This window comes from Dokdonella sp., from assembly GCF_019634845.1.
In the GTDB taxonomy this organism is placed as follows: Bacteria; Pseudomonadota; Gammaproteobacteria; order Xanthomonadales; family Rhodanobacteraceae; genus Dokdonella_A.
Genome location: NZ_JAHCAQ010000014.1, coordinates 59,014 through 81,853, shown reverse-complemented (window position 1 = coordinate 81,853; position 22,840 = coordinate 59,014). Strand labels below are relative to the sequence as shown.

General features: G+C 69.1%; 11 protein-coding genes and 1 pseudogene. 8 read left to right on the top strand and 4 right to left on the bottom strand.

Going from position 1 to position 22,840, the window contains the following annotated elements; genetic code table 11:
* The first annotated feature begins 134 nt into the window (after positions 1-134).
* The gene (locus tag KF903_RS11065) at positions 135-2,234 is read left to right on the top strand and encodes a cytochrome D1 domain-containing protein (protein ID WP_291214659.1); all 2,100 of its coding nucleotides are present in this window, start codon (positions 135-137) and stop codon (positions 2,232-2,234) included.
* 616 nt (positions 2,235-2,850) lie between these two features.
* On the opposite strand, the gene KF903_RS11060 is transcribed toward KF903_RS11065, so the two are convergent.
* Complete coding sequence (locus KF903_RS11060; RefSeq protein ID WP_291214657.1) at positions 2,851-5,343, bottom strand: M14 family zinc carboxypeptidase; 2,493 nt, start codon at positions 5,341-5,343, stop codon at positions 2,851-2,853.
* Positions 5,344-5,526: 183 nt separating this feature from the next.
* On the opposite strand from KF903_RS11060, the gene KF903_RS11055 reads away from it, so the two are divergent.
* The 5 genes and pseudogenes from KF903_RS11055 to KF903_RS11035 all read left to right on the top strand — a co-directional run bounded on the left by KF903_RS11055 (position 5,527) and on the right by KF903_RS11035 (position 12,103).
* The gene (locus KF903_RS11055; protein ID WP_291214654.1) at positions 5,527-7,626 is read left to right on the top strand and encodes a M13 family metallopeptidase; all 2,100 of its coding nucleotides are present in this window, start codon (positions 5,527-5,529) and stop codon (positions 7,624-7,626) included.
* Positions 7,627-7,657: 31 nt separating this feature from the next.
* Positions 7,658-8,383: a 3-oxoacyl-ACP reductase FabG gene (gene fabG, locus KF903_RS11050; protein ID WP_291214651.1), complete on the top strand. Its 726-nt coding sequence runs from the start codon at positions 7,658-7,660 to the stop codon at positions 8,381-8,383.
* Positions 8,384-8,453: 70 nt separating this feature from the next.
* On the top strand, positions 8,454-10,841 hold the full coding sequence (locus tag KF903_RS11045) for a DEAD/DEAH box helicase (protein ID WP_291214648.1): 2,388 nt from the start codon (positions 8,454-8,456) through the stop codon (positions 10,839-10,841).
* 293 nt (positions 10,842-11,134) lie between these two features.
* Positions 11,135-11,674 (top strand): annotated as a pseudogene (locus KF903_RS14290) (ribonuclease H-like domain-containing protein); the annotation flags it as partial.
* A 174-nt stretch (positions 11,675-11,848) separates the two neighbouring features.
* A complete protein-coding gene (locus KF903_RS11035) occupies positions 11,849-12,103 on the top strand; it encodes a GlsB/YeaQ/YmgE family stress response membrane protein (RefSeq protein WP_291214642.1) in 255 nt (84 codons plus the stop codon).
* A gap of 253 nt (positions 12,104-12,356) precedes the next feature.
* Here the strand turns inward: KF903_RS11035 and glnA are convergent, their stop codons facing one another.
* On the bottom strand, positions 12,357-13,769 hold the full coding sequence (gene glnA, locus KF903_RS11030; RefSeq protein WP_291214640.1) for a type I glutamate--ammonia ligase: 1,413 nt from the start codon (positions 13,767-13,769) through the stop codon (positions 12,357-12,359).
* 224 nt (positions 13,770-13,993) lie between these two features.
* Between glnA and KF903_RS11025 the strand changes: the two genes are divergently transcribed.
* Both KF903_RS11025 and KF903_RS11020 read left to right on the top strand, forming a co-directional pair.
* Positions 13,994-14,782: an undecaprenyl-diphosphate phosphatase gene (locus KF903_RS11025; protein WP_291214684.1), complete on the top strand. Its 789-nt coding sequence runs from the start codon at positions 13,994-13,996 to the stop codon at positions 14,780-14,782.
* Between the two features lie 260 nt (positions 14,783-15,042).
* On the top strand, positions 15,043-16,980 hold the full coding sequence (locus KF903_RS11020; protein ID WP_291214638.1) for a serine/threonine-protein kinase: 1,938 nt from the start codon (positions 15,043-15,045) through the stop codon (positions 16,978-16,980).
* Between the two features lie 235 nt (positions 16,981-17,215).
* On the opposite strand, the gene uvrD is transcribed toward KF903_RS11020, so the two are convergent.
* Complete coding sequence (gene uvrD, locus KF903_RS11015; RefSeq protein ID WP_291214635.1) at positions 17,216-19,444, bottom strand: DNA helicase II; 2,229 nt, start codon at positions 19,442-19,444, stop codon at positions 17,216-17,218.
* Positions 19,445-19,479: 35 nt separating this feature from the next.
* Positions 19,480-22,809 carry a DEAD/DEAH box helicase gene (locus KF903_RS11010; protein WP_291214632.1) on the bottom strand — a complete coding sequence of 1,110 codons (3,330 nt, stop codon included), beginning with the start codon at positions 22,807-22,809 and terminating at the stop codon, positions 19,480-19,482.
* Positions 22,810-22,840: the final 31 nt, after the last annotated feature.

The window sequence follows — 22,840 nt, the reverse complement described above, 5'->3', positions numbered from 1 at the left end:
GCAGGGTGATCCGGGATCGTCGGTGCCGTCCGTCGCCACGGGCGGCGCGCCATTCTCGCCGGAAACGGGACGATTGCATACAGGGCCTTGGTGCGACTGGGGTTCACCTTGAGGGGACAACGAGAGAGGGCATCATGAAAGCGAAACCATGGATCGCAGCGATTTGCCTGTTGTGGGGCGCCGGCGCCATTGCCGACGATGTGGTCAACGAACGCCTGCCCAAGCAGGGCAATGAACAGGGCCAGGTGGTCTACAACGCCAACTGCGCGGCCTGTCACCAGCCCAACGGCAACGGCCTGCCGGGCGCGTTTCCGCCGCTGGCCGGCTCGGACTTCCTGACCGCCAACAAGCCACTCGACGTGGCGCGCATGGTGCTCAAGGGCATCTCGGGCGAAATCACCGTCAATGGCGTCAAGTACAACAACGTGATGCCGGCCCAGAGCCATCTGTCCGATGCCGAGATCGCCGCGGCGATCAACTTCATCTACTCGAGCTGGGGCAACAAGGGCGCCAGCGTCAGCGCCAAGGACGTGTCGGGCCTGCGCGGGCAACTGGCCGTGAGCAGGGACAAGGCCCAGGGTGAGGTGCATCCGGACACCACCAAGGGCGAAATGGCCTACGGCGGCGCGCCGCTGGCGATGACCGGCAAGGCCGCCGCTGGCGATGCCGAAGCCGCGGCCGCCGGCCCCAAGCTCACCGATGCCGAGTTCAAGCAGGCCACCGAGATCTATTTCCAGCGCTGCGCCGGCTGCCATGGCGTGCTGCGCAAGGGCGCCACCGGCAAGCCGCTCACGCCCGACATCACGCGCGCCAAGGGCACCGATTACCTCAAGGCGCTGATCACCTACGGTTCGCCGGCCGGCATGCCCAACTGGGGCACCTCGGGCGACCTCTCGGCCGCGCAGATCGACATCATGGCGCGCTTCCTGCAGCTCGACCCGCCGGCACCGCCGGAGTGGGGCATGCCGGAAATGCGCAACAGCTGGAAGGTGCTGGTACCGGTTGCCGAGCGTCCGACCAAGAAGGAAAACAACTACAACATCGACAACTTCTTCGCGGTGACCTTGCGCGACGCGGGCGAGATCGCGCTGATCGATGGTGACACCAAGCAGATCGTCAACATCATCAAGACCGGCTACGCCGTGCACATTTCGCGCCTGTCGCATTCGGGTCGCTATGTGTACACGATCGGCCGCGACGGCAAGATCGACCTCATCGACCTGTGGATGAAGGTTCCCGATCGCGTGGCCGAGATCAAGATCGGCCTCGAGGCGCGCTCGGTCGAAACGTCCAAGTACAAGGGCTTCGAGGACAAGCTGGCCATCGCCGGTGCCTACTGGCCGCCGCAGTTCGTGCTCATGGACGGCCCCACGCTGGAGCCGATCAAGATCGTGTCCACCCGCGGCCCGACCGTCGACACACAGGAATACCACCCCGAGCCGCGCGTGGCGGCGATCGTGGCCAGCCACGAGCACCCGGACTTCATCGTCAACGTCAAGGAAACCGGCCGCGTGCTGCTGGTGGATTATTCCAACCTCGACGCCTTGTCGATCACCACGCTCGATGCGGCGCGCTTCCTGCACGATGGTGGCTGGGACTCGACCAAGCGCTACTTCCTCACCGCAGCCAACAACTCCGACAAGATCGCCGTGGTCGATTCACGCGAACGCAAGATGGTCGCGTTGACCGACGTCGACAAGATCCCGCATCCGGGCCGCGGCGCGAACTTCGTGCATCCCAAGTTCGGTCCGGTGTGGGCGACCTCGGCGCTCGGCAACGAGAAGGTGACGCTGCTGGGCACCGATCCCGAGCATCATCCGCAGTACGCGTGGAAGGTGGTGCAGGTGCTCAAGGGCCAGGGCGGCGGTTCGCTGTTCGTCAAGACCCATCCCAAGTCGCACAACCTGTGGGTCGACACCACGCTCAACCCCGACGCCAAGCTGTCGCAGTCGGTGGCGGTGTTCGACATCAACAACCTCGACAAGGGTTACACCGCGCTGCCGATCGCCGAATGGGCCAAGCTCGGCGAAGGTGCCAAGCGCGTGGTGCAGCCCGAGTACAACGCCGCTGGTGACGAGGTCTGGTTCTCGGTGTGGAATGCCAAGGACAAGAAGAGCGCCGTGGTCGTCGTCGACGACAAGACCCGCAAGCTCAAGAAGGTCATCCGCGACGAGCGCCTGATCACACCGACCGGCAAGTTCAACGTCCACAACACGGTCGGCGACATCTACTGATCGCGCTGCAGTGTTGGTTGCCAGGCGCAGGTCCGCAAGGACCTGCGCCTTTTTCTTTGGCGACAGCGGAGGGACCGATCGCGGTCACCACCGTTGCCGCCGCGCCGCGTCATGTTCGCGGCTGAAGCCGTGCCCACGGAAAGCGGCTTTGGCACCGCGCGAGGCGCAACGGCTTTGCCTGTAGAGCCGCGCTTGCTCGGCTCAAACGCCACGGCCACCGCGTGACAACCGATCACCACGACCAGCGGAGCAAACTCCGCTCTACAGAGGGAACGGGACGTTCGACGTCTGCTTCTGCGCGCAGGAGCGCGCCGCTTTTCCACCGGGGCCCCGTGCGCGCCGGTGAACGGCGGACGCAAAGGCCCGCAGGGGCGCGCGCACGATGCGCGCGCGTTCGCCGTGGGCGCACGGATGCACCGTCGGCGAACCCCGGCCGGCGTTCACGCACCCGTGAGGCAGGATGCCTCGCGGGCGGCGCGCTTGGGGGTGTCCTTCTCTTTGGTTTCTTTCTCTTGGACAAGCAAGAGAAAGAAACCGGCCCGCCGGGATGCGGGACGAACCACGCATGGACGCATCGATGCGCGGCGGCGCCGGCGGTGCGCCGCCGCCGGCAGGTTCAGTCCTCGAAACCATCGACGAAGATGTGGTCGTCCCACACCGCGCGGCAGGCCGGGCCGCCACCTTCGAGGTGGATGTTGTCGATCGCCCAGCCAGTGCGGGTGACCGAAACGTCGCTTTGCAGGCGCATGCGCAGCTTGAACCCGGCCACGCCATTGACGCCGGCCGGCAGCTGCAGTCGATGCGACTGCCACTGGTCCCGACCGCTGCAGGTATACAGGCTGGTCCACGAGCTGCCGCCGTTGCTGCTGTATTCGACGTTGCCGAAGTCGTAGCCGGCCTCGGTGTCGCAGCGATCGTCGAATGTGAGCACGAGATCGGCGTAGCCGGTCAGGTTGATGCTGGCCGAGGTCAGTGAACTGTTGAGGTTGTTGCCGTAGTTGGGCGTGTTCCAGACATGGCTCGTGTTGCCACCGATGTTGCTCTGGATCACCCACGGCGATGCGGCGGTCCAGCCTGCGATGCCGTGCTCGACGTCGTCGTCGAACACGCTGCAGTTCGGGTAGAGCATGAAATCGTGGCTGGCACTCGCGCCGGCGCTGAGCACCACGCCCGCAAGATCCTCCGGCATATGCCCTGGCGCGGTCACGTGCACCTGATAGGTGGCGGGATAACCATGCACCTGGTAGTTGCCGCTGCCGCCACCGCTGACGCCCTGGTGCGACTGGGCGCCTGCAGTGAGCGTGATCTGCGCGACGAGTGGCGCCAGCGTGGCACCGTCGCGCACCTGGCCCTGCAAGGTGCCGACGCTGGCGGCAGCGACGATGTCGAACTGCGCAGCGTTGGGCGTGCCGCCGGTTCCGAGCGCGTCACTGCCCTGGACAAAGGCCAGATGGCGACCGGGGGCGAGACCGGCCGTCGCGATCGTGCCGACCACCGCTTCGACGGGCGCGTCGAAGCTGCCGTCGCTGGCGGCGAGCGTGACCGGATTGGCGCCGCTGTGCCACGGCAGCGCATCGACGCTCGCGCGGGCGCTGCCGATGTTGCGGATCGTGCCCGGCACCGGGTCGTCGGCGGTGGACTGGTTGAAACGCGTGTCGTCGATGCGCGCACTCACGCTGAGCGAATCGCCGGCGACCACGAGGTCGGAGCCGACCGCGACCTCGAGCGCGTCGGGCCCGGCCGGCAGCCGGTAGGGCGCATGCAGGCTGCGCGCGGTGTAGCGCAAGGCAGCCAGGTTGGCCGGCAGCGTGAACGATTCGAAGTCGGCACAGGGCTGGAAGAAGTCGACACCATCGAGTTCGATCGTGTAGGCCGGCACGCCGACGAGGCCGTACATCGTGTCGTCGGTGGTGCCGTCGGTCGGATACAGCGAATCGGACTGCTCGGGCGTGTAATCGTTGAAGAACGCCATGCGGCGGCCGAGCGTGCGCAGGCCGGCCTGGTTGGGCGCGCCGTTCGTGGTGTCGCCCCACGGCCACAGCACGAGGCTGGCGTTGCTGTGGATGTCGAAGAACACGCCGGTGGTGTCGTCGGGCGCAGCCGCGCCACCATCACCGCCGACGCTGGGCGGACTCATCGGCCCGCTGCGGCGATCGGCAAACACGCCGCCCGTGCACACACCTGCGGCCGTGCAGTCGCCGACCACGTAGTGCACGAGGTGCTGGGTCTCGGGCTCGGACATCGGCGTCGGGCCGCGATAGGTCTCGTTGCAGGTGTTGCCACTGGAGCCCTGTCCGCCGGTGATGTTCCAGTGGAACGGGAAATTGCGGTTGAGGTCGATGCCGGGCGAACTGCTGCATGAGCCGAATACCGTGTCCATGTTCTTGCGCTGGTAGACCTGCTGCTCGGCCACCTTGCGCCCATCGGGATTGGCCTCGAGCACGAGACGGAAATCGTTGTGGTCGACGAGCCAGGTTGCCTCGGGGTCGCTGCCGTAGTTGTTGACGAGCCACTCGCCGAAGCGCGTGGTGAGTTCGGCCGGGCCGTATTCACGCGCATGGATCGAACCGAACACGACCATCGCCGGGCGATCCGGATCACTCGCCAGCGTCGCGAAGTTGGTGATGCGCAGTGCGCGCAGGTCATAGCCCTGGGTCGGGTTCTGGGTCTTCTTCCAGCTCTTGCCGAAGCTGTCGGCGGCGACGATGTCGGTATGCGCCGCCGCGAGCTGGTCCATCGTCGTGTAGGTTTCCTCGACCGTGCGATAGCAGGCAAAGCCCGGGATCGACTTCGCCCCCATGCCGCTGCGCACTGCCGCCAGCCGCGTGCGCTCGAAGCCATGCAGGCGCGCCGTGGCGGCGAGATCGACCTGCACGGCGTCCAGACCCGCGGCACGCAAGGCCGCTTCACCGGCGGCGTCGGCCAGCACACGCACGGTGCGCTGCTTGCGATCGACCTGCAGATGGTCGAACTGCGCCGCGACGCGCGCAAGCGCCGCCGCGTCCGGGTAGTGCGCCTGGATGATCCAAGCGGCATCGACCGCGTCCTGCGCCATCGCGGCGGACGTGGCAACACTCAAGGCAACCGCCAGCAGGCGCTTGTGCGACATCGTGGTCTCCCCGCAAAAGACGCGATCATAAGCCCTCGCGGGCAGGCGGCAGCGGCGCGCACGCGGTCCGCCGCATGTTGCGGCGCAGCGTCGCGCGCGATACCCGGTGCAGGACCATCGGCACGTTGTCGCGCGGGCCGCGCCCGCCTACGCTCGCAGCCTGCCACCCCTGCGAGAGTGACCATGTCCCATCCGCTGCGCCTGCTGTGCCTGGCCCTGAGCATCGCCCTGGGCGCCTGCGACCATGCGACGCCACCGGCGCCGGATGCAGCGGCGCCAACCGCCGCGACGCCTCCCGCGGCCGCGCCGGCACTGGGCAGCTTCGGCTTCGATACCGCCGGCATGGATCGCAGTCTCACGCCGGGTGACGACTTCTATGGCTACGCCAACGGCGGCTGGCTGCAGTCCGTGCAGATTCCGCCCGACCGCTCGAGCTGGAACAGCTTCTCGACGCTCGGCGAACGCGCCCTGAGCGACACCCGCGCGATCCTCGAGGCCGCCGCCGGCAACACCGCTGCGGCGGGCGACGAAGCCCGCATCGGTGCCTGGTACACCGCCTTCATGGACGAGGCCGGCATCGAGGCCAAGGGCCTCGCACCGCTGCGGCCGAGTCTCGCCGCGATCGAGGCCATCGCCGACAAGCATGCGCTGGCCAAGGCGCTCGGCGCGGCATTGCGGGCCGACGTCGACCTGCTCAACGCCACCGACTACTACACGCCGAACCTGTTTGGCCTGTGGGTCGCGCCGAACCTGCTGCGCCCGAACGAATATGCGCCGTATCTGGTGCAGGGCGGGCTGGGCATGCCCGACCGCGATTTCTACCTCGAAGGCGGTCGCATGGCCGAGCTGCGCACGCAGTACGCGGCCTACATCGCGCAACTGTTCGAGCTGGCCGGGATCGCCGACGGCGCGGCGCGCGCGCAGCGCATCCTCGCGCTCGAGACCGCGATCGCGCGCGTACATGCGAGCCAGCTCGAAACCAACGACGTCGCCAAGGGCGCCAACGCCTGGCGCATCACCGACTTTGCGCGCCGCGCACCGGGGCTGGACTGGGCCGCGTACTTCGCTGCGGCGGGCCTCGGCCGGCAACCCGAGTTCATCGTCTGGCAGCCGGCCGCGGTCAGCGGCATCGCCGCGCTGGTGGCGGCGCAGCCGCTGCGCGCCTGGCAGGACTGGCTCGCCTTCCACGCGATCGACGACGCCGCCAGCTACCTGCCCAAGGCGTTCGCCGAGGCCCACTTCGCGTTCCACGGCACCGCACTGGCCGGCACCCCGCAGCAGCGCGAGCGCTGGAAGCGCGCCGTCGACGAGGTCAACGATGCGCTCGGCGATGCGGTCGGCCGCATCTATGTCGCGCGGCATTTTTCGGCGCCGACCAAGCAACGCGCCGAGGCGATGGTGGCCAACCTCGTCACCGCGTTCGGTGGCCGCATCGACAAACTGGAGTGGATGAGCGCGCAGACCAAGCAGCGCGCACGGGCCAAGCTCGCCGGCCTCAAGGTCGAGGTCGGTTATCCGCAGCACTGGCGCGACTACGGCGCGCTCGAGGCGCGGCGCGACGACGCGCTCGGCAATGCGCGGCGCGCGAGCCTGTTCGAATACCGTCGCAACCTCGCCAAGCTGGGCCGGCCGATCGACCGCGGCGAGTGGTTCATGCTGCCGCAGACCGTCAACGCGCTGAACGTGCCACTGGAGAACCGCCTGATCTTCCCGGCCGCGATTCTGCAGGCGCCGTTCTTCGATGGCGCGGCGGACGACGCGGTCAACTACGGCGCGATCGGTGCCGTGATCGGTCACGAGATCAGCCACAGTTTCGACAACTCGGGCGCGCTGTTCGACGAGACCGGCAAGCTCGCCAACTGGTGGACGGCGCAGGATCTCGAGCACTTCGAGGCCGCCGGCGCCGCGCTGGCCGCGCAGTTCGACAACTACCGGCCATTGCCCGACCTCGCGGTCAACGGCAAGCTGACCCTGGGCGAGAACATCGCCGACGTGGCCGGCCTCGCCACCGCCTTCGACGCTTACCAGCTCGCCCATCCGGATCCGGGTGCAGCGCTCGAAGGCTTCACTGCGCCGCAACGCCTGTTCCTCGGCTGGGCGCAAGCCTGGCGCGGCAAGATGCGCGAAGCCGCGCTGCGCAATGCGCTGCTGACCAATGTGCATGCGCCGGGCCAGTACCGCGCACTCACGGTGCGCAACCTCGACGCCTGGTATCCGGCCTTCGATGTGCAGCCCGGCCAGGCGCTGTATCTGGAGCCGGCGCAGCGCGTGAAGGTGTGGTGAGGCCGCCACGCGGCGAAGCGATGGAGCGGACATGAGGCAACGACGCGCACTGGTCACGGGAGGCAGCGGCGATATCGGCGCGGCGATCGCGCGCGAGCTGGCGGCGCGCGGCTGCGCCCTGCTCGTGCACGCGCACAGCGCGCCCGAGCGCGCGCAGGCGGTGGTCGAGGCCATCCACGCCGCCGGCGGGCAGGCCCGCGCGGTGTGCTTCGACCTCGCCGATGGCGCCGCCACGCGCGCTGCGCTCGAAGCCGAGCTTGCCGACGGCGCCATCGACATCCTCGTCCACAACGCCGGCATCCACGACGATGCACCGCTGGCCGGCATGCAGGAAGCGCAGTGGCGACGCGTCATCGACGTCTCGCTGCATGGCTTCTTCCACGTCAGCCAGCCACTGCTGCTGACGATGGCGCGCCAGCGCTGGGGCCGCGTGGTGGCGCTGTCGTCGGTTGCCGCCGTGCTCGGCAACCGCGGCCAGGCCAACTACGCGGCGGCCAAGGCCGGCCTGCACGGTGCCGTGCGCTGCCTGGCGCGCGAGATGGCCTCGCGCGGGATCAGCGCCAACGTGGTCGCGCCGGGTGTGATCGCCGGGCGCATGAGCCAGGACCTGTTCGATGAGGCACAGCTCAAGGCGATGGTGCCGGCGGCGCGCATGGGCCGGCCCGACGAGGTCGCCGCGCTCGTCGCCTTCCTGTGCTCGGATGCAGCCGCCTACATCAACGGCCAGGTCATCGGCATCAATGGTGGCATGGGCTGAGTCCAGCGCCAGTCGCAGGATCTGAGACGGCGAACGCCGATATCACGGCATCGCCACTGCGGAGCCTGCGATGTCGTCCGTCGACGCCACCCCGACCGATCGTGCCGCTGCGCCGGTCACGCGCCTCGTCGCGCGCTGGCTCGACAAGTACGGCGAGCGCATCAGCGGCCACCTGCAACGCCCGGCGCAGCCGGCACGCTGGCGCGAATTTCCGCCCGATCTGGCACCGGCGCTCGGCACCGCGCTGGCGGCGCGCGGCATCGAGCGGCTGTACAGCCACCAGCGCGAGGCCTGGGACCACGTGACGGCGGGCGAGCATGTGGTGGTGGTCACGCCGACCGCGTCGGGCAAGACGCTGTGCTACAACCTGCCCGTGCTTGCCGCCGTGCATGCGCAGCGCGCCAAGGCGCTGTACCTGTTCCCGACCAAGGCGCTGGCGCAGGACCAGGTCGCCGAGCTGCTCGAGCTCAACACGGCCGGTGCGCTCGGTCTGCGCGCCTGCACCTTCGATGGCGACACCCCGGCCGATGCGCGGCAGGCGATCCGGCTCAAGGGCGACATCGTCGTCAGCAACCCCGACATGCTGCACCAGGCGATCCTGCCGCATCACACCAAGTGGGCGCAGTTCTTCGAGTCGCTGCGCTACATCGTGATCGACGAGGTGCACAGTTACCGCGGCGTGTTCGGCTCGCACGTCGCCAACGTGGTGCGCCGGCTCAAGCGCGTGTGCGCGTTCTACGGCGTGCAGCCGGTCTTCATCCTGTGCTCGGCGACGATCGGCAACCCACGCGAGCATGCCGAGGCACTGGTCGGCGAAACCGTGCATGCGATCACCGACAGCGGCGCGCCATGCGGCGAGCGCCACGTGCTGTTGTGGAATCCACCGGTCATCAACCCCGACCTGGGCATCCGCGCCTCGGCGCGCTCGCAGTCGATGCGACTGGCGCGGCAGACAATCCGCGCCGGGCTCAAGACCATCGTGTTCGCGCAATCGCGGCTCATGGTCGAGGTGCTGACCAAGTATCTCAAGGACGTGTTCGACCATGATCCGCGCGAGCGCGAGCGCATCCGCGCCTATCGCGGCGGCTACCTGCCCAACGAGCGCCGGCAGACCGAGCGCGCGCTGCGCGCCGGCGCGCTCGACGGCGTGGTCAGCACCTCGGCGCTCGAGCTGGGCGTGGACATCGGCGCGCTCGATGTCGCGATCCTCAACGGCTTTCCGGGTTCGATCGCGGCGAGCTGGCAGCGCCTGGGCCGCGCCGGCCGGCGCCAGCGGCCCGCACTGGGCGTGCTCGTCGCCAGCAGTGCGCCACTCGATCAGTACGTGGTGCGCCATCCCGAGTTCTTCGCCGCGGCCACGCCGGAACAGGCCCGCATCGCGCCCGACCAGCTGCTGATCCTGCTCGATCACATCCGCTGCGCCGCGTTCGAATTGCCGTTCACCTCGGGTGACCGGTTCGGCGAGGCACCGGTCGACGAGTTCCTCGGCGTACTCGCCGAAGCCGGCGTGCTGCACCAGGAAGGAACGCGCTGGGACTGGATCGCCGACAGCTATCCGGCCGGCGCGGTCAACCTGCGCGCGGTCGCCGACGGCAACTTCGTGGTGGTCGACCGCAGCGAGGGCCGGCAGACCATCATCGCCGAGGTCGACTACGCCAGCGCCGCGCTGACCCTGTACGAGGGCGCGATCTACCTCGTGCAGTCGCGGCCATGGCAGGTCGAGCACCTCGACTGGGCCGGCCGCAAGGCCTTCGTCACCACCACCCACGCCGATTACTACACCGACGCGATCGACTACACCAAACTCAAGGTGCTGGCGCGCTTCGATGGCAGCCGCAGTGGCCAGGGCCTTTGCCACCACGGCGAGGTGCATGTGGTGCGGCGCGTGTCGGGCTACAAGAAGATCCGCTACTACAGCCACGAGAACATCGGCTACGGACCGGTCAACCTGCCCGACCAGGAACTGCACACCACGGCCTTGTGGTGGCAACTCGAACAGGACGTGCTCGAGGCCGCCTTCGAGCGGCGTCAGGATGCGCTCGACGGTTTTCTCGGTGCGGCCTACGCGCTGCACACGGTGGCGCGCGTGCGCGCGATGGCCGATGGCCACGATCTGCAGAAGGCCGTCGGTTCGGGCGACGCGGCCTGGTTCGCCAGCCGCGACGCGCAGGGGCGTGGCCAGTGGCGCAATGCGCAGGGTGAGGCGGTGGCCGTCGGCAGCGCGGCGAGCTTCAGCCCGACCCTGTTCCTGTACGACAACTTCGCCGGCGGCATCGGCTTGTCCGAGCCGCTGTTCCACGGCGCCGCCGGACTCGTGCGCGCGGCGCTCGATCTGGTCGAGTCGTGCGACTGCAACGGCGGCTGCCCGGCCTGCATCGGCCCGATCCTCGCCAGCGACACGCCGCAGCCGAGCCAGGCCGAGCTGGCGGTCGCGGTGCTGAGCCTGTTGGCGGCATGAGCGCCTTGCACGACCGGCTGGCGCGGCTGCGCGCGCAGGCCGGCGCCGGCGCGCTCGCCACGCCGGCGCCGTTGCTGGGCGCGACGGCCCTGGCGCCGCGACCGCCCGATGCCTTGCGCGCACTGCTGCACGCGCGCGAACAGCGGCGTGCAGCGCCGCGCCCCGTGCTGGCGGCGCCAGCGGGTGTGGAAGTCGCCGCCGGCGTGTACCTCGTCGAGCGCACGTTCGCCTACGCGGCCAATCCGCGACTGATGCTGCCGTGGCTGGCGCAGGCGCCGATCGAACGCTCGCGTCTGGTCTGCTTCGACACCGAGACCACGGGCCTGGCCGGCGGCGTCGGCACACGTGCCTTCATGATCGGCAGCGCCCGCTGGTGCGCCGACCGCCTCACGGTGCGCCAGCTCTATCTCACGACGATGGCGGGCGAGGCGGCGATGCTGCGCCTGTTCAACGCTTGGCTCGACCCCGCGGCGATCCTCGTCAGCTACAACGGCAAGAGCTACGACGCGCCGCTGCTCAAGGGGCGTCTGCGCCTCAACCACGTTGATCATCGCCTCGCCGAACTGCCGCACCTGGACTGGCTGCATCCGGTGCGACGCCGCTACCGTGGCGTGTTCGAGAACTGCCGCCTCGCCACGATCGAACGTCAGGCGCTGCGCATCGTGCGCGATGACGACCTGCCCGGTGCGCAGGCGCCGGCGGCATGGCTGGCCTTCCTGCGCGGTGAGTCGAGCCGCAACCTCGCCCGCGTGCTCGACCACAACCGCCAGGATGTGGTCACGTTGATGCGTCTGTCCGACCACATGGCCGCGATCGACCCGGCTGCGCCGTGACGTGGCGGGCCGCTGCCGGTCGCGCCACGGTCGCGTCCAGGCGCGGCGAAGTGGCCGAACTCGCCCTGCCTGCGATTGGGGCGCGGCCGCATCGCGGCATCGCACCATGCATCGGCCGTCCCGCTGCGGCAGAATCGGTCGGTCGCACGAGCGACGACCTCAGCGGAGAGTGGCGTGGCAGTCGAATCGATTCTCATCTTCCTGGTTGTGGGTGCGGTGGCGGGCTGGCTCGCGGGGCAGATCGTCAAGGGTCACGGCTTCGGCCTCGTCGGCAACATCGTGGTCGGCATCGTCGGCGCGTTCATCGCAGGCTGGCTGCTGCCGGCGATCGGGCTCTCGATCGGTGGCGGCATCATCGCTGCGATCATCCATGCGCTGATCGGCGCGGTGATCCTGCTGGTACTGATCGGCTTGATCAAGCGAGCGTGAGCTGGCGCGGGCGAAAGCGACAAGGGCCGGGCATCCGGCCCTTGTTTCGTTCTGGTGGCGCGCAGCGGTTGTCGATGTCGATAGGCGCGGGCTTCCTCGGCCTCGGCATGCCGACGATGAGGGTCGGACACTGCAGACCGCGCCAGTTGAACCTGCTCGACGGCCCAAGCGATGCCTGGGGCAGTCGAGTCCGCTGGGCGATTTCCTGCGTTGCGACGCGCGGCCCGCTCGGCGGCTTCGCGCGCGACTGCGCTCAGATCGCGTAGTACATCTGATATTCGAGCGGATGGGTGGCGGCGCGGAAGCGCGTCACCTCGGCCATCTTGGTCTCGATGTAGGCGTCGATGAAGTCGTCGGTGAACACGCCACCGGCCTTGAGGAAGCCGCGATCCCTGTCGAGCGCCTCCAGCGCCTGGTCGAGCGAGGAACACACGGTCGGAATGTTCTTCTCTTCCTCGGGCGGCAGATCGTAGAGATCCTTGTCCGACGGCGCGCCCGGATCGATCTTGTTGATGATGCCGTCGAGACCCGCCATCAGCAGCGCGCTGAAGGTGAGATAGCCGCTGTTGACCGGATCGGGGAAGCGCACTTCGATGCGACGCGCCTTGGCGCTGTGCACGAACGGGATGCGGCAGCTCGCCGAACGGTTGCGCGCCGAATAGGCCAGCATGACCGGCGCCTCGAAACCCGGTACCAGCCGCTTGTAGCTGTTGGTGCTCGAGTTGGCGAAGGCGTTGATCGCACGCGCGTGCTTGAAGATGCCGCCGATGTAATGCAGCGCCGTCTGCGACAGGCCGCCATAGAGATCGCCGGCGAACAGGTTCTGGCCCGCCTTGGCCAATGACTGGTGCACGTGCATGCCCGAGCCGTTGTCGCCGACGATCGGCTTGGGCATGAAGGTGACCGTCTTGCCGTACTGGTGGGCGACGTTCTTGACCACGTATTTCATCGCGATCAGTTCGTCGGCCTTGCGCAGCAGCGTGTTGAAGCGCGTGCCGATTTCGCACTGGCCGGCATTGGCCACTTCGTGGTGGTGCACCTCGACCACCTGGCCGATCTGCTCGAGCACCTTGCACATCTGGCTGCGCAGGTCCTGGAAGCTGTCGACCGGCGGCACCGGGAAGTAGCCGCCCTTGACGCCGCCGCGGTGGCCATGGTTTTCGCCGTCGAAGCCCTTGTGGGTCGACCAGGCCGCCTCTTCCGAGCCGATCTGGTAGGACACATGGCCCATGTCGTTGCGATAGCGCACCGAGTCGAAGATGAAGAACTCGGGCTCGGGGCCAAAGTACGCGGCGTCGGCTATGCCGGTGGACTTGAGAAAGGCCTCGGCGCGGCGCGCGATCGAGCGTGGGTCGCGCGCATAGGCCTGCATCGTGCTCGGCTCGAGCACGTCGCATTGCACGACCAGGGTCTTGTCGGACATGAACGGATCGACGAACGCGGCCTCGGCATCGGGCATCAGCACCATGTCCGATTCGGCGATGCCCTTCCAGCCGGCGATCGAGGAGCCATCGAACATCTTGCCGTCCTCGAACAGGCTTTCATCGACCGAATGCTCCGGATAGGTGACGTGGTGTTCCTTGCCGAGCATGTCGGCAAAACGCAGGTCGACGAACTCGATCTCCTCGTCGGCGATCTTCTTGAGCAGGTTGGCAACGGCGGTCATGGCGCGATCCGTGATTGGGAAAGGATGGCGACACTGCAGCAAGGCCCGTGCCAGCGCCGGCACGGTCGCCAAGGGCGGCCCAGCGCGACAGGCGATACCGGCGAATGTAAGCGACGCATCATTATGGTGCGTCATCTGCACTTTAATGGTGCGCCCAACCGGCAGCACCGGCCCGGCCCGTGCCGCGGCTTAGAATGGACGATTCCACCGCTCCAGGACTGGCCGTGTCCGACCTCGCCGCCACGCTGCTGCTCGGCCTCATCGAAGGCGTCACCGAATTCCTGCCGATCTCGAGCACGGGCCACCTGCTGATCGCCGAACACTGGCTCGGCGCGCGCTCGGATGTCTTCAACGTGGTGATCCAGGCCGGCGCGATCCTCGCCGTCGCGCTGATCTACCGCGAACGCCTGTGGCAACTGGCGACCGGCCTTGCCCAACGCGCCAACCGCGACTACGCATTCAAGCTCGGCGTGGCATTCCTCATCACCGGCGTGCTTGGCTTCATCGTCGCCAGGGGCGGCTTCAAGCTGCCCGAAACGGTGGCGCCGATCGCCTGGGCACTGATCCTCGGCGGGGTGTGGATGCTCGCCGCCGAGTGGCTGGCCGGGCGGCGGCCCGAGCATGCCGCGATCAGTTGGCGCGTGGCGGTGCTGGTCGGCCTGGCCCAGGTGGTAGCCGGCGTGTTCCCGGGCACCTCGCGTTCGGCCGCCACGATCTTCATCGCCATGCTGGCCGGCGCCAACAACCGCGCCGCGGCCACCGAGTTCGCCTTCCTCGTCGGCATCCCGACGATGTTCGCGGCCAGCGGCTACGAACTGTACAAGGCGATCGGACACGACGGCCTGCACGAGGACTGGGGGGCGCTCGCACTCGCCTTCACGGTCTCGCTCGTCACCGGCTTCGCCACCGTCAGGTGGCTGCTCGGCTACATCCGCGGGCACCGCTTCACCCCATTCGCGGTGTACCGGATCGTGCTCGGGGCGCTGTTGCTGGCCCTGCCGGCGCTGCCCTGACGAGCAGCGGCAGCAACGCCGGTCGCCGGCGCGTGCCCCGGAGTGCCCAATGCATCACGCTTTGGCCGTGATGCAGGCGCACAAGCCGGGGTCGAAGGGTTCCGGACATCGCCGCATGGGCGCGGTGTAGGATTCACCGCAACGGTACCCGCCGCCAGCGCCATTTCGGCGCTGCTCGCGGATGGGGCCGCCGGGGGATGCCCGCAGCGGCACTGCAAGGCAACCCTCCCACTTGCAAGGCGTCGCTTCGGAGGAATGCCATGAAAACGCGTCTGGGCCATTACGACATCGTTGCCGAACTGGGCCGCGGCGGCATGGGTGTGGTCTACAAGGGCTACGAGGCATCACTCAACCGCTATGTCGCGATCAAGGTGCTGGCCGACTCGCTCGCACATGATGCTGCGGTCAAGGAGCGTTTCCTGCGCGAAGCGCGCAGCATGGCTGCGCTCAACGATCCGCACATCATCCAGATCTACTTCATCGGCGAAGACGAGGGCCAGACCTACTTCGTGATGGAGTTCGTCGAGGGCGAGTCGCTGGGCTCGATGCTCAAGCGCGACCATCGCCTGACGGTGGAACAAGCGGCCAAGGTCATCCAGCAGACCGCGCTGGGCCTGGCCACCGCGCACGACCACGGCGTGATCCACCGCGACATCAAGCCTGGCAACCTCATGATCACGAGCCGTGGCTCGGTCAAGATCGCCGACTTCGGCATCGCGCTGTCGAACCAGGATCTGTCCAAGAAGCTCACCACCACCGGCGAGTTCGTCGGCACGCCCGGCTATCTCTCGCCCGAGGTGTGCCTGGGCAAGCCGGTCGATCGCCGTTCGGACATCTTCTCGCTCGGCATCGTGTTGTTCGAGATGCTGACCGGCAAGATGCCGTTCAACGACGAATCGCCGCTGGGCCTCATGCTCGAGGTCGTCAAGGCGGAAATTCCCGACGTGCGCTCACTCAACGCCGACGTCGACCCGCAGATCGCCGCCATCCTGACCAAGATGATCGCCAAGGATCCGGCCGATCGCTACCAGGACTGCCATGCGGTCGTCGCCGACATCAACCAACACCCGCTGGTGGCCAAGGGTGGCCCGATCACGATCCAAACCAGGATCTCGGCCGCCGCGGCGACGATGATCGGCCAGAAGACGCCTGCTTCGGGCCAGGTGTCGCTGCCGCAGACGCCACGCACGCCGATGCCCGCGCTGGGCGCCCAGGCCAACACCCACATCACCACCAGCGGCCAGCCGCAGCCGCCGCCGGTGGCTGGCGCCGCCGCACACCAGTCGGTGCTGGGCCAACCCACCACGTTGCGTGGCCAGACCGCGCCGCGCCGTTCGGCGCTGCCGTGGGCGATCGCCGCAGCGGCGCTGCTGCTCGTGGTCGGCGGTGCCTATGCGATGCGCGCGCGCGTGCCGATGCTGGCCGGCCTGTTCGGCCAGCCGGCGGCGCCGGCCGCGACGGTTGCGGACGCGCCGCCTGCCGTCACCGCGCCGGCCACGCAGATCGCGAGCACGACCCCGCCCGCACCGGCAAGCCAGGCGAGCGAGCCGGCGCCAGCCAGTGCCAGCCCGACGAGCGTCGGCAGCGACAGCGTGGCCGCCCAACCGGCGGCAAATGATGATGCCGGCGCGCCGGCCGCACGCGCCTCGCAGGCCGGCGCCGAAGCGTTGCAGGAACTGCCGGCCGCCAAGGCCGCCGCCGACGCGGCCGCCAGCGGTCAGCAGGTCGCGACGGCAACTCCGCCGCAGCAACCCGCTGCACCGCCGCGGCCGCGCGTGCCGACGATCGCCGTCATCGCCAGCGGCGACGACGTGATCTCGGGCCCGGCCGAGGACGCCCTCATCGACCTGCTCAAGAGCCGCGGTTTCCGCGTCATCGAAGGCGGTCGTGGACGGGGCGACTCGCCCAACCTGCGCGCGCTGGCCGGCAAGGCCGATGCCGTGGTGTTCGTGCATGCGCGGCCGGTCGGTTCACAGGTCATGACCTACTACGGCCAGGCCTCGACGCTGTACACGGTGCAACTGGGCGTACGCGCCTACCGCGTGTCTGACGGCAGCGTGATGTGGCGCGGCGGCGGCGAGCAGGTCAACTTCACGAGCCTCAATGCGGCCGAGAAGGCGCGCGAGGCGATCGAACCGCTGCTCGACACGATCGACAGCCGCATCGCCGAGTTCCGCCAGCGGGGTGGTCGCGGCTGATCGTGCAATCCCGCTTGATGACCAACGGCGCCGGCAACGGCGCCGTTTTTTTGTGGCCGCAGCGCATGGCGTGACCGCCGCGGCAACCGCATCGCAACCGGCGCCGACGATGCGGTGCCGTTGCGCCGCATTCGGCCCAGCCTGGCGCTGACCGGCCCGGCGCTGCGCATGGAGTCCGCCATGCGCGCATCCCTGCCGCTGCCGTGCATCCGACGGCGGCAGCGCATGACGGGGCTCAAAGACCGCTCAGGTTCGCATAGGCGAGCACGAGGCGCTTGCGGCCCGCGGCGGCAAAATTGACCTCGATGAGCGTATGTGCGCCGGCGCCCTCGTAGCCGAGCACAACGCCTTCGCCGAAGCTCGCGTGCTCGACGCGCTGGCCGAGCCGGAACGGTACGGCCGCGTCGCCGCCCACTCGCGCCGCGCTGCCGAAGGCCGGGCGACTTACCTGCGCACGCGGCCTCACCTCGCGCAGCAACTCGGGCGGGATTTCGCCGAGAAAACGCGATGGCCGCGCGTAGGACTCCACGCCATGCAGGCGGCGCGACTCGGCGTGGCACAGCACGAGCTGGTCGCGCGCGCGCGTGATGCCGACATAGGCCAGCCGCCGCTCTTCCTCGAGCCGCCCCGGCTCATCGAGCGACTTCTGGCTCGGGAACAGTCCGTCCTCGAGGCCGACCAGGAACACGTGCGGAAACTCCAGGCCCTTGGCCGAGTGCAGCGTCATGAGCTGCACGCAGTCCTGCCAGGCCTCGCCCTGCCCTTCGCCCGCTTCGAGTGCGGCATGGGCGAGGAAGGCCGCCAGTTCCGACAGGCCGGCTTCGATGTCCTCGGACGTGCGCTCGAAACGGGCGGCCACGTTCGGCAACTCGTCGATGTTCTCGACGCGCGACTCGGCGCTGCCGCGGCTGTCCTTTTCGTAATACTCGCGCAGGCCCGAGCGCGCCACCGCATGTTCGATCTGCTCGGCCAGGGTCAGCGCCGCCGCCTCCGGCCCGGCTTCATCGACGGCGACCGCAGCCGCGTCGTCTGCGGGCGCGCCGCCGCCGCAGTCGCGCGCGAGCCGCTCGATCAGGTCGAGGAAACCGCGCAAGGCATTCTTCGCGCGCGATGCCAGCGCGCCTTGCGCCAGCTCGGCGAGGGCCGCTTGCCACAACGAGGTGTCGGCGCCGCGCGCGCGCTGGCGCAGGCTGTCGAGCGTGCGCTCGCCGATGCCGCGTGGCGGCGTGTTGACGGCACGCTCGAAGGCGGCATCGTCGCCGCGGTTGGCCACCAGGCGCAGGTAGGCCAGCGCATCCTTGACCTCGGCGCGATCGAAGTAGCGCAGGCCACCGTAGACGCGGTAGGCGATGCCACGCTGCGCAAGCTGCTCCTCGAAGTTGCGCGACTGCGCATTGGACCGGTACAGGATCGCGTGCGCGCTCGGTGCGGCGCCCTCACGCACCTGCGCGGCGATGCGCTCGACCACGTAGCGCGCCTCGTCCTGCTCGTTGTAGGCCGCATACAGGTCGATCGGCGCGCCGCTCGCGCCGGCCGTCCACAACTGCTTGCCGAGGCGGTCGGGATTGTGCGCGATGACGGCATTGGCGGCGGCGAGGATGGTGCCGGTGGAGCGATAGTTCTGCTCGAGCCGGATCGTGCGCGCCTGCGGAAAGTCGCGCAGGAAGTGCTGCACGTTCTCGACCCGCGCACCGCGCCAGCCGTAGATGGCCTGGTCGTCGTCGCCGACCACGAACAGCTGGCCGCTGCTGCCGGCGAGCACGCGCAACCAGGCGTACTGCAACGTGTTGGTGTCCTGGAATTCGTCGACCAGCAAGTGGCGCCAACGCTCGCGGTAATGCGCGAGCAGCGCCTCGTCACGCAGCCACAGTTCGTGTGCGCGCAGCAGCAGTTCGGCGAAATCGACCAGTCCGCCGCGCTGGCACGCCGCCTCGTAGGCGCGATAGACGTCGATCAGCACGCGGTTGGCCGGGCTGTAGCCGGCGTCGAGCGCGGCGGCGCGCTTGCCTTCGTCCTTGGCCGCATTGATGAACCAGGTCGCTTGCCGCGGCGGAAAGCGCGCCTCGTCGACACCGAGCTCGCGCAGCACGCGCTTGACGAGCCGCTGCTGGTCGTCGGCATCGAGGATCTGGAACGTCTCGGGCAGGTTCGCCTCGCGCCAGTGCCGCCGCAGCAGGCGATGGGCGATGCCATGGAAGGTTCCGATCGTGAGCCCACGCGGATTGCCCGCGACGAGGCGCTCGGCGCGCGCGCGCATCTCGCCGGCGGCCTTGTTGGTGAAGGTCACCGCCAGCACCGACCACGGCGAAACGTGCTCCACCTCGACCAGCCAGGCGATGCGGTGGGTGAGCACGCGCGTCTTGCCCGAACCTGCGCCGGCCAGCACGAGATGGTGGCCGGGCGGCGCGGCGACCGCGCTGCGCTGCGCATCGTTGAGCCCGTCGAGCAGGTGCGAGACATCCATCGCGCGATTGTAACGGTGCGCGGCGCGGCGCCGCGCTACTGCATCGGCGCGAACAGCTCGCTGATGTCGCTTTCATCGAAACGCAGCGCCTGCGTGCTGCCGCCTTCGAGCACGGCGCGCGCAAGCTCGGCCTTGCGCTGCTGCAGGTCCTGGATCTTTTCCTCGACGGTGCCGGCGCAGATGAGCTTGTAGACGAACACGGGCTTGTCCTGACCGATGCGATGGGCGCGGTCCGTCGCCTGCGCCTCGACGGCGGGGTTCCACCATGGGTCGTAGTGGATGACGGTGTCGGCGGCCGTCAGGTTGAGGCCGACGCCGCCGGCCTTGAGGCTGATCAGGAACAGCGGCACGGCGCCCTGCTGGAAACGCTCGACGAGCGCCGCACGCTGGGTGCCCGGTGTATCGCCGGTCAGGGTCTGGTGCGGCAGCTTGCGCTCGTGCAGGGCCTGCTCCACCAGCGCCAGCATCTGCGCGAACTGGCTGAACACGAGCACGCGGCGCCCCTCGGCGAGCAGGCTGTCGAGCATCTCGACGAGGTGGTCGAGCTTGGCGCTGTCGTTGACCTTGCGTGCGCGCTCGAGCTTGACCAGTCGCGGGTCGCAACAGATCTGGCGCAGCTTGAGCAAGGCGTCGATCACCACGATGCCGCTCTGCGCGAGGCCGCGCCGGCGCATCTCCTCCACCACGCGCTGGTGTTGGGCCAGGCGCAAGGTCTCGTACAGCTCGCGCTGGCGGCCTTCGAGCTCGATGCGACGCACGATTTCGGTCTTGGCCGGCAACTCCGACAGCACGTCTTCCTTGCGCCGGCGTAGCATCAGCGGCGCGATGCGGCGGTTGAGGCGCGCCTGCCGTTCGGCGTCGGCGTGCTTCTCGATCGGCGTGCGGAAGAAGCGCGCAAAGTGCTTCTCGTCACCGAGCAGTCCCGGCTCGACGGCGTCGAACAAGGCCCACAACTCGCCGAGATGGTTTTCCAGCGGCGTGCCGGTCATCGCGATGCGCTGCCGCGCGTCGATCTCGCGCACGAGCCGAGCGGCGCGACTGCGCGCGTTCTTGATCGCCTGTGCCTCGTCGAGCACGAGCACCGACCACGGTTGCGCGATGAGCTGGGCGTGGTCGCGCAGCAGCAAGGGATAGGTGGTGATGACCAGATCATGCCGCGCCATCTCATCGTGCAGGCCGTGGCGCTGCGGGCCGTGCACGACGAGCACCTTGAGATCGGGCGCGAAGCGCGCGGCTTCGGCACGCCAGTTGCCGACCAGACTGGTCGGCGCAAGCACGAGCGCGGGGCGATCGAGCCGGCCATTGTGCTTCTCGGCGAGCAGATGGGCGAGCAGTTGCACGGTCTTGCCCAGGCCCATGTCGTCGGCCAGGATGCCGCCGAGGCCGGCGTCGGCAAGAAAACCGAGCCAGGCCAGGCCGTCGTGCTGGTAGGGGCGCAGCGTCGTGCGCAGGCCCACCGGCTCGGCCATCGCGGGGCGCGGCTGCTGGCGACGTTCGATCTGCGCGCGCAGGCGCTCGCCGCCGCGCCAGGGTTTGGGCAGCGCCGGCGCCAGCGCCTCGACCACGTCGGACTGGGCGCGGCGCAGGCGCAAGGCGCCATCGTGTTCGTGCAGCGGGCCCTGCAGCCATTCCAGCAATGGCGCAATCAGTGCGCGCAACTGCGTCAGCGGCAACGGCATGCGCCGGCGCGCATCGATCGGCACCAGCCAGGTCGCATCCCCGGCCTCGCCCTTGCGTGCGTTGAGCGGAAACAGCGGGTCGGCGAGCAAGCGGTGCAACACCGGCAGCAGGTCGATGCGCTCGCCGCCGATGTCGATGCCCAGACGCAGGTCGAACCAGGCGTTGCCGGCACCCTCGTCGATGTCGAACTGCCAGCCGTCGGGCGCGTCGAGCAGCTCGAACGGAAAACCCTCGCCCGATTCGAGGCGGAAGCCGAGCTCGCGCAGCCGCGGCGCGAGCGCGAACAGCTGGTCGGCGCCGGCGATCTGGCTGCGCGCCTGCACCAGCACGAAGTCGTTGTCGTCGATCGCCTGCGCAGGCAACCCGCGCAGCGAGGCGCGCATCTCGGCGGGCACGAGCCCGAGCGCCTCGAGCTGCTCGATGGCGGCGCCTTCACGCGCCCGATCGCGCGCCACCTCGACCACGCGCTCGCCCTGGCGGCGGCGCTCGCGCGCCGGCGCCGGGAACATCGGCAGGCGCAGCCCGCCGTAGTCGAACGACAGCCTGGCCACGCCGGCCTGGTAGGACCGGCCGGGCGCCGCGAACGCCGACACCACGCGCAGCGCCAACACCGGCACGGGCGCCGCGCGCAGCTTCTCGACCACCGGTTCGGCCGGCCGCGGCAAGGCCGCCAGCAGCGGAGTGTCGCGCCAGCGTTCCATCAGCAGCGGCACCTGTTCGGGCAACAGCGGCGGCGCGCGCAGCACGGCTTCGGCCAGACGCACGTCGCCATCGACGCGACCGAGCTCGCGGCCAGCGGCATCGAAGTACCACAGGTGTCCGACCTTGAGCAGACGCGCGCGCGGCGCGCCGTCGACGCTCAACGCGAGCTTCTGGGTGCCGTCGTCGCGCGCCTCCCAGCCGATGCGCAGCGCGCGCGCCGGGCCGGGCGCGACCCGTCCTGCCGAAACCTTGTCGAAGAAGCACGGCAGCGAGGCCAGCAGCGTGTCGACCAGCGGCTCGTCGGCCTGATTGGCCAGGCGGAACCAGCCGCCGCTGCCGCCGAACGCCGGTGCCCGCATGCGCAGCCCGGCGACGAGCTGGAACGTGGTCGCGTCGAGTCCGCGCCAGGGTTCGGGATCGGCCCACGACGGCTGCAGCGGCTGCGGCGTCGCGTAGCCGCCATGCTTGCCCGGCTGCACGCGCACGATCTGCGCCTGCAATGCCGGCAACGGCTGGCTGCCATCGCTGCGCAGCAGGATCGCGCACACCGATTGCGTGCCGGCCACCGCCGCATCGGTCGCGGACTCGCCGGCATCGCCACGCAGCGTATCGAGCCAGGTCTTCCACGCGCCCAGTTGCGGCGGCGCCACCGCGCCGCCAGCGGCTGGCGTTTCAGTCGTCGCGCGCAGTTCCTGCAGGATCGTCGCCGCGACGTGCTTGCACGCCGCCTGCAGCGGACAGGTGCAGTAGCTGTCGAGCCGGGTGCGCCCGCCGTCCCACTCCAGCCGCACGCCGGCCAGGTAGGGGTCGCGCGCCGAGCCCTGCACGGTACCGATCAGCACCCCTTCGCCGACGTCGTCCTTGTATTGCAGCTCCTGCACGAGGCCACGACGCTGGTAGTCGGCGCCACGTTCGAGCGTGCGCGGATCGAACAGGGCGGTCCAGTGTCGTGCAAGCAGATCGCGAAAGGTCGTCTCGTCCATTTGCGCCGGCGCGAGGGAAGGCAACCACGCA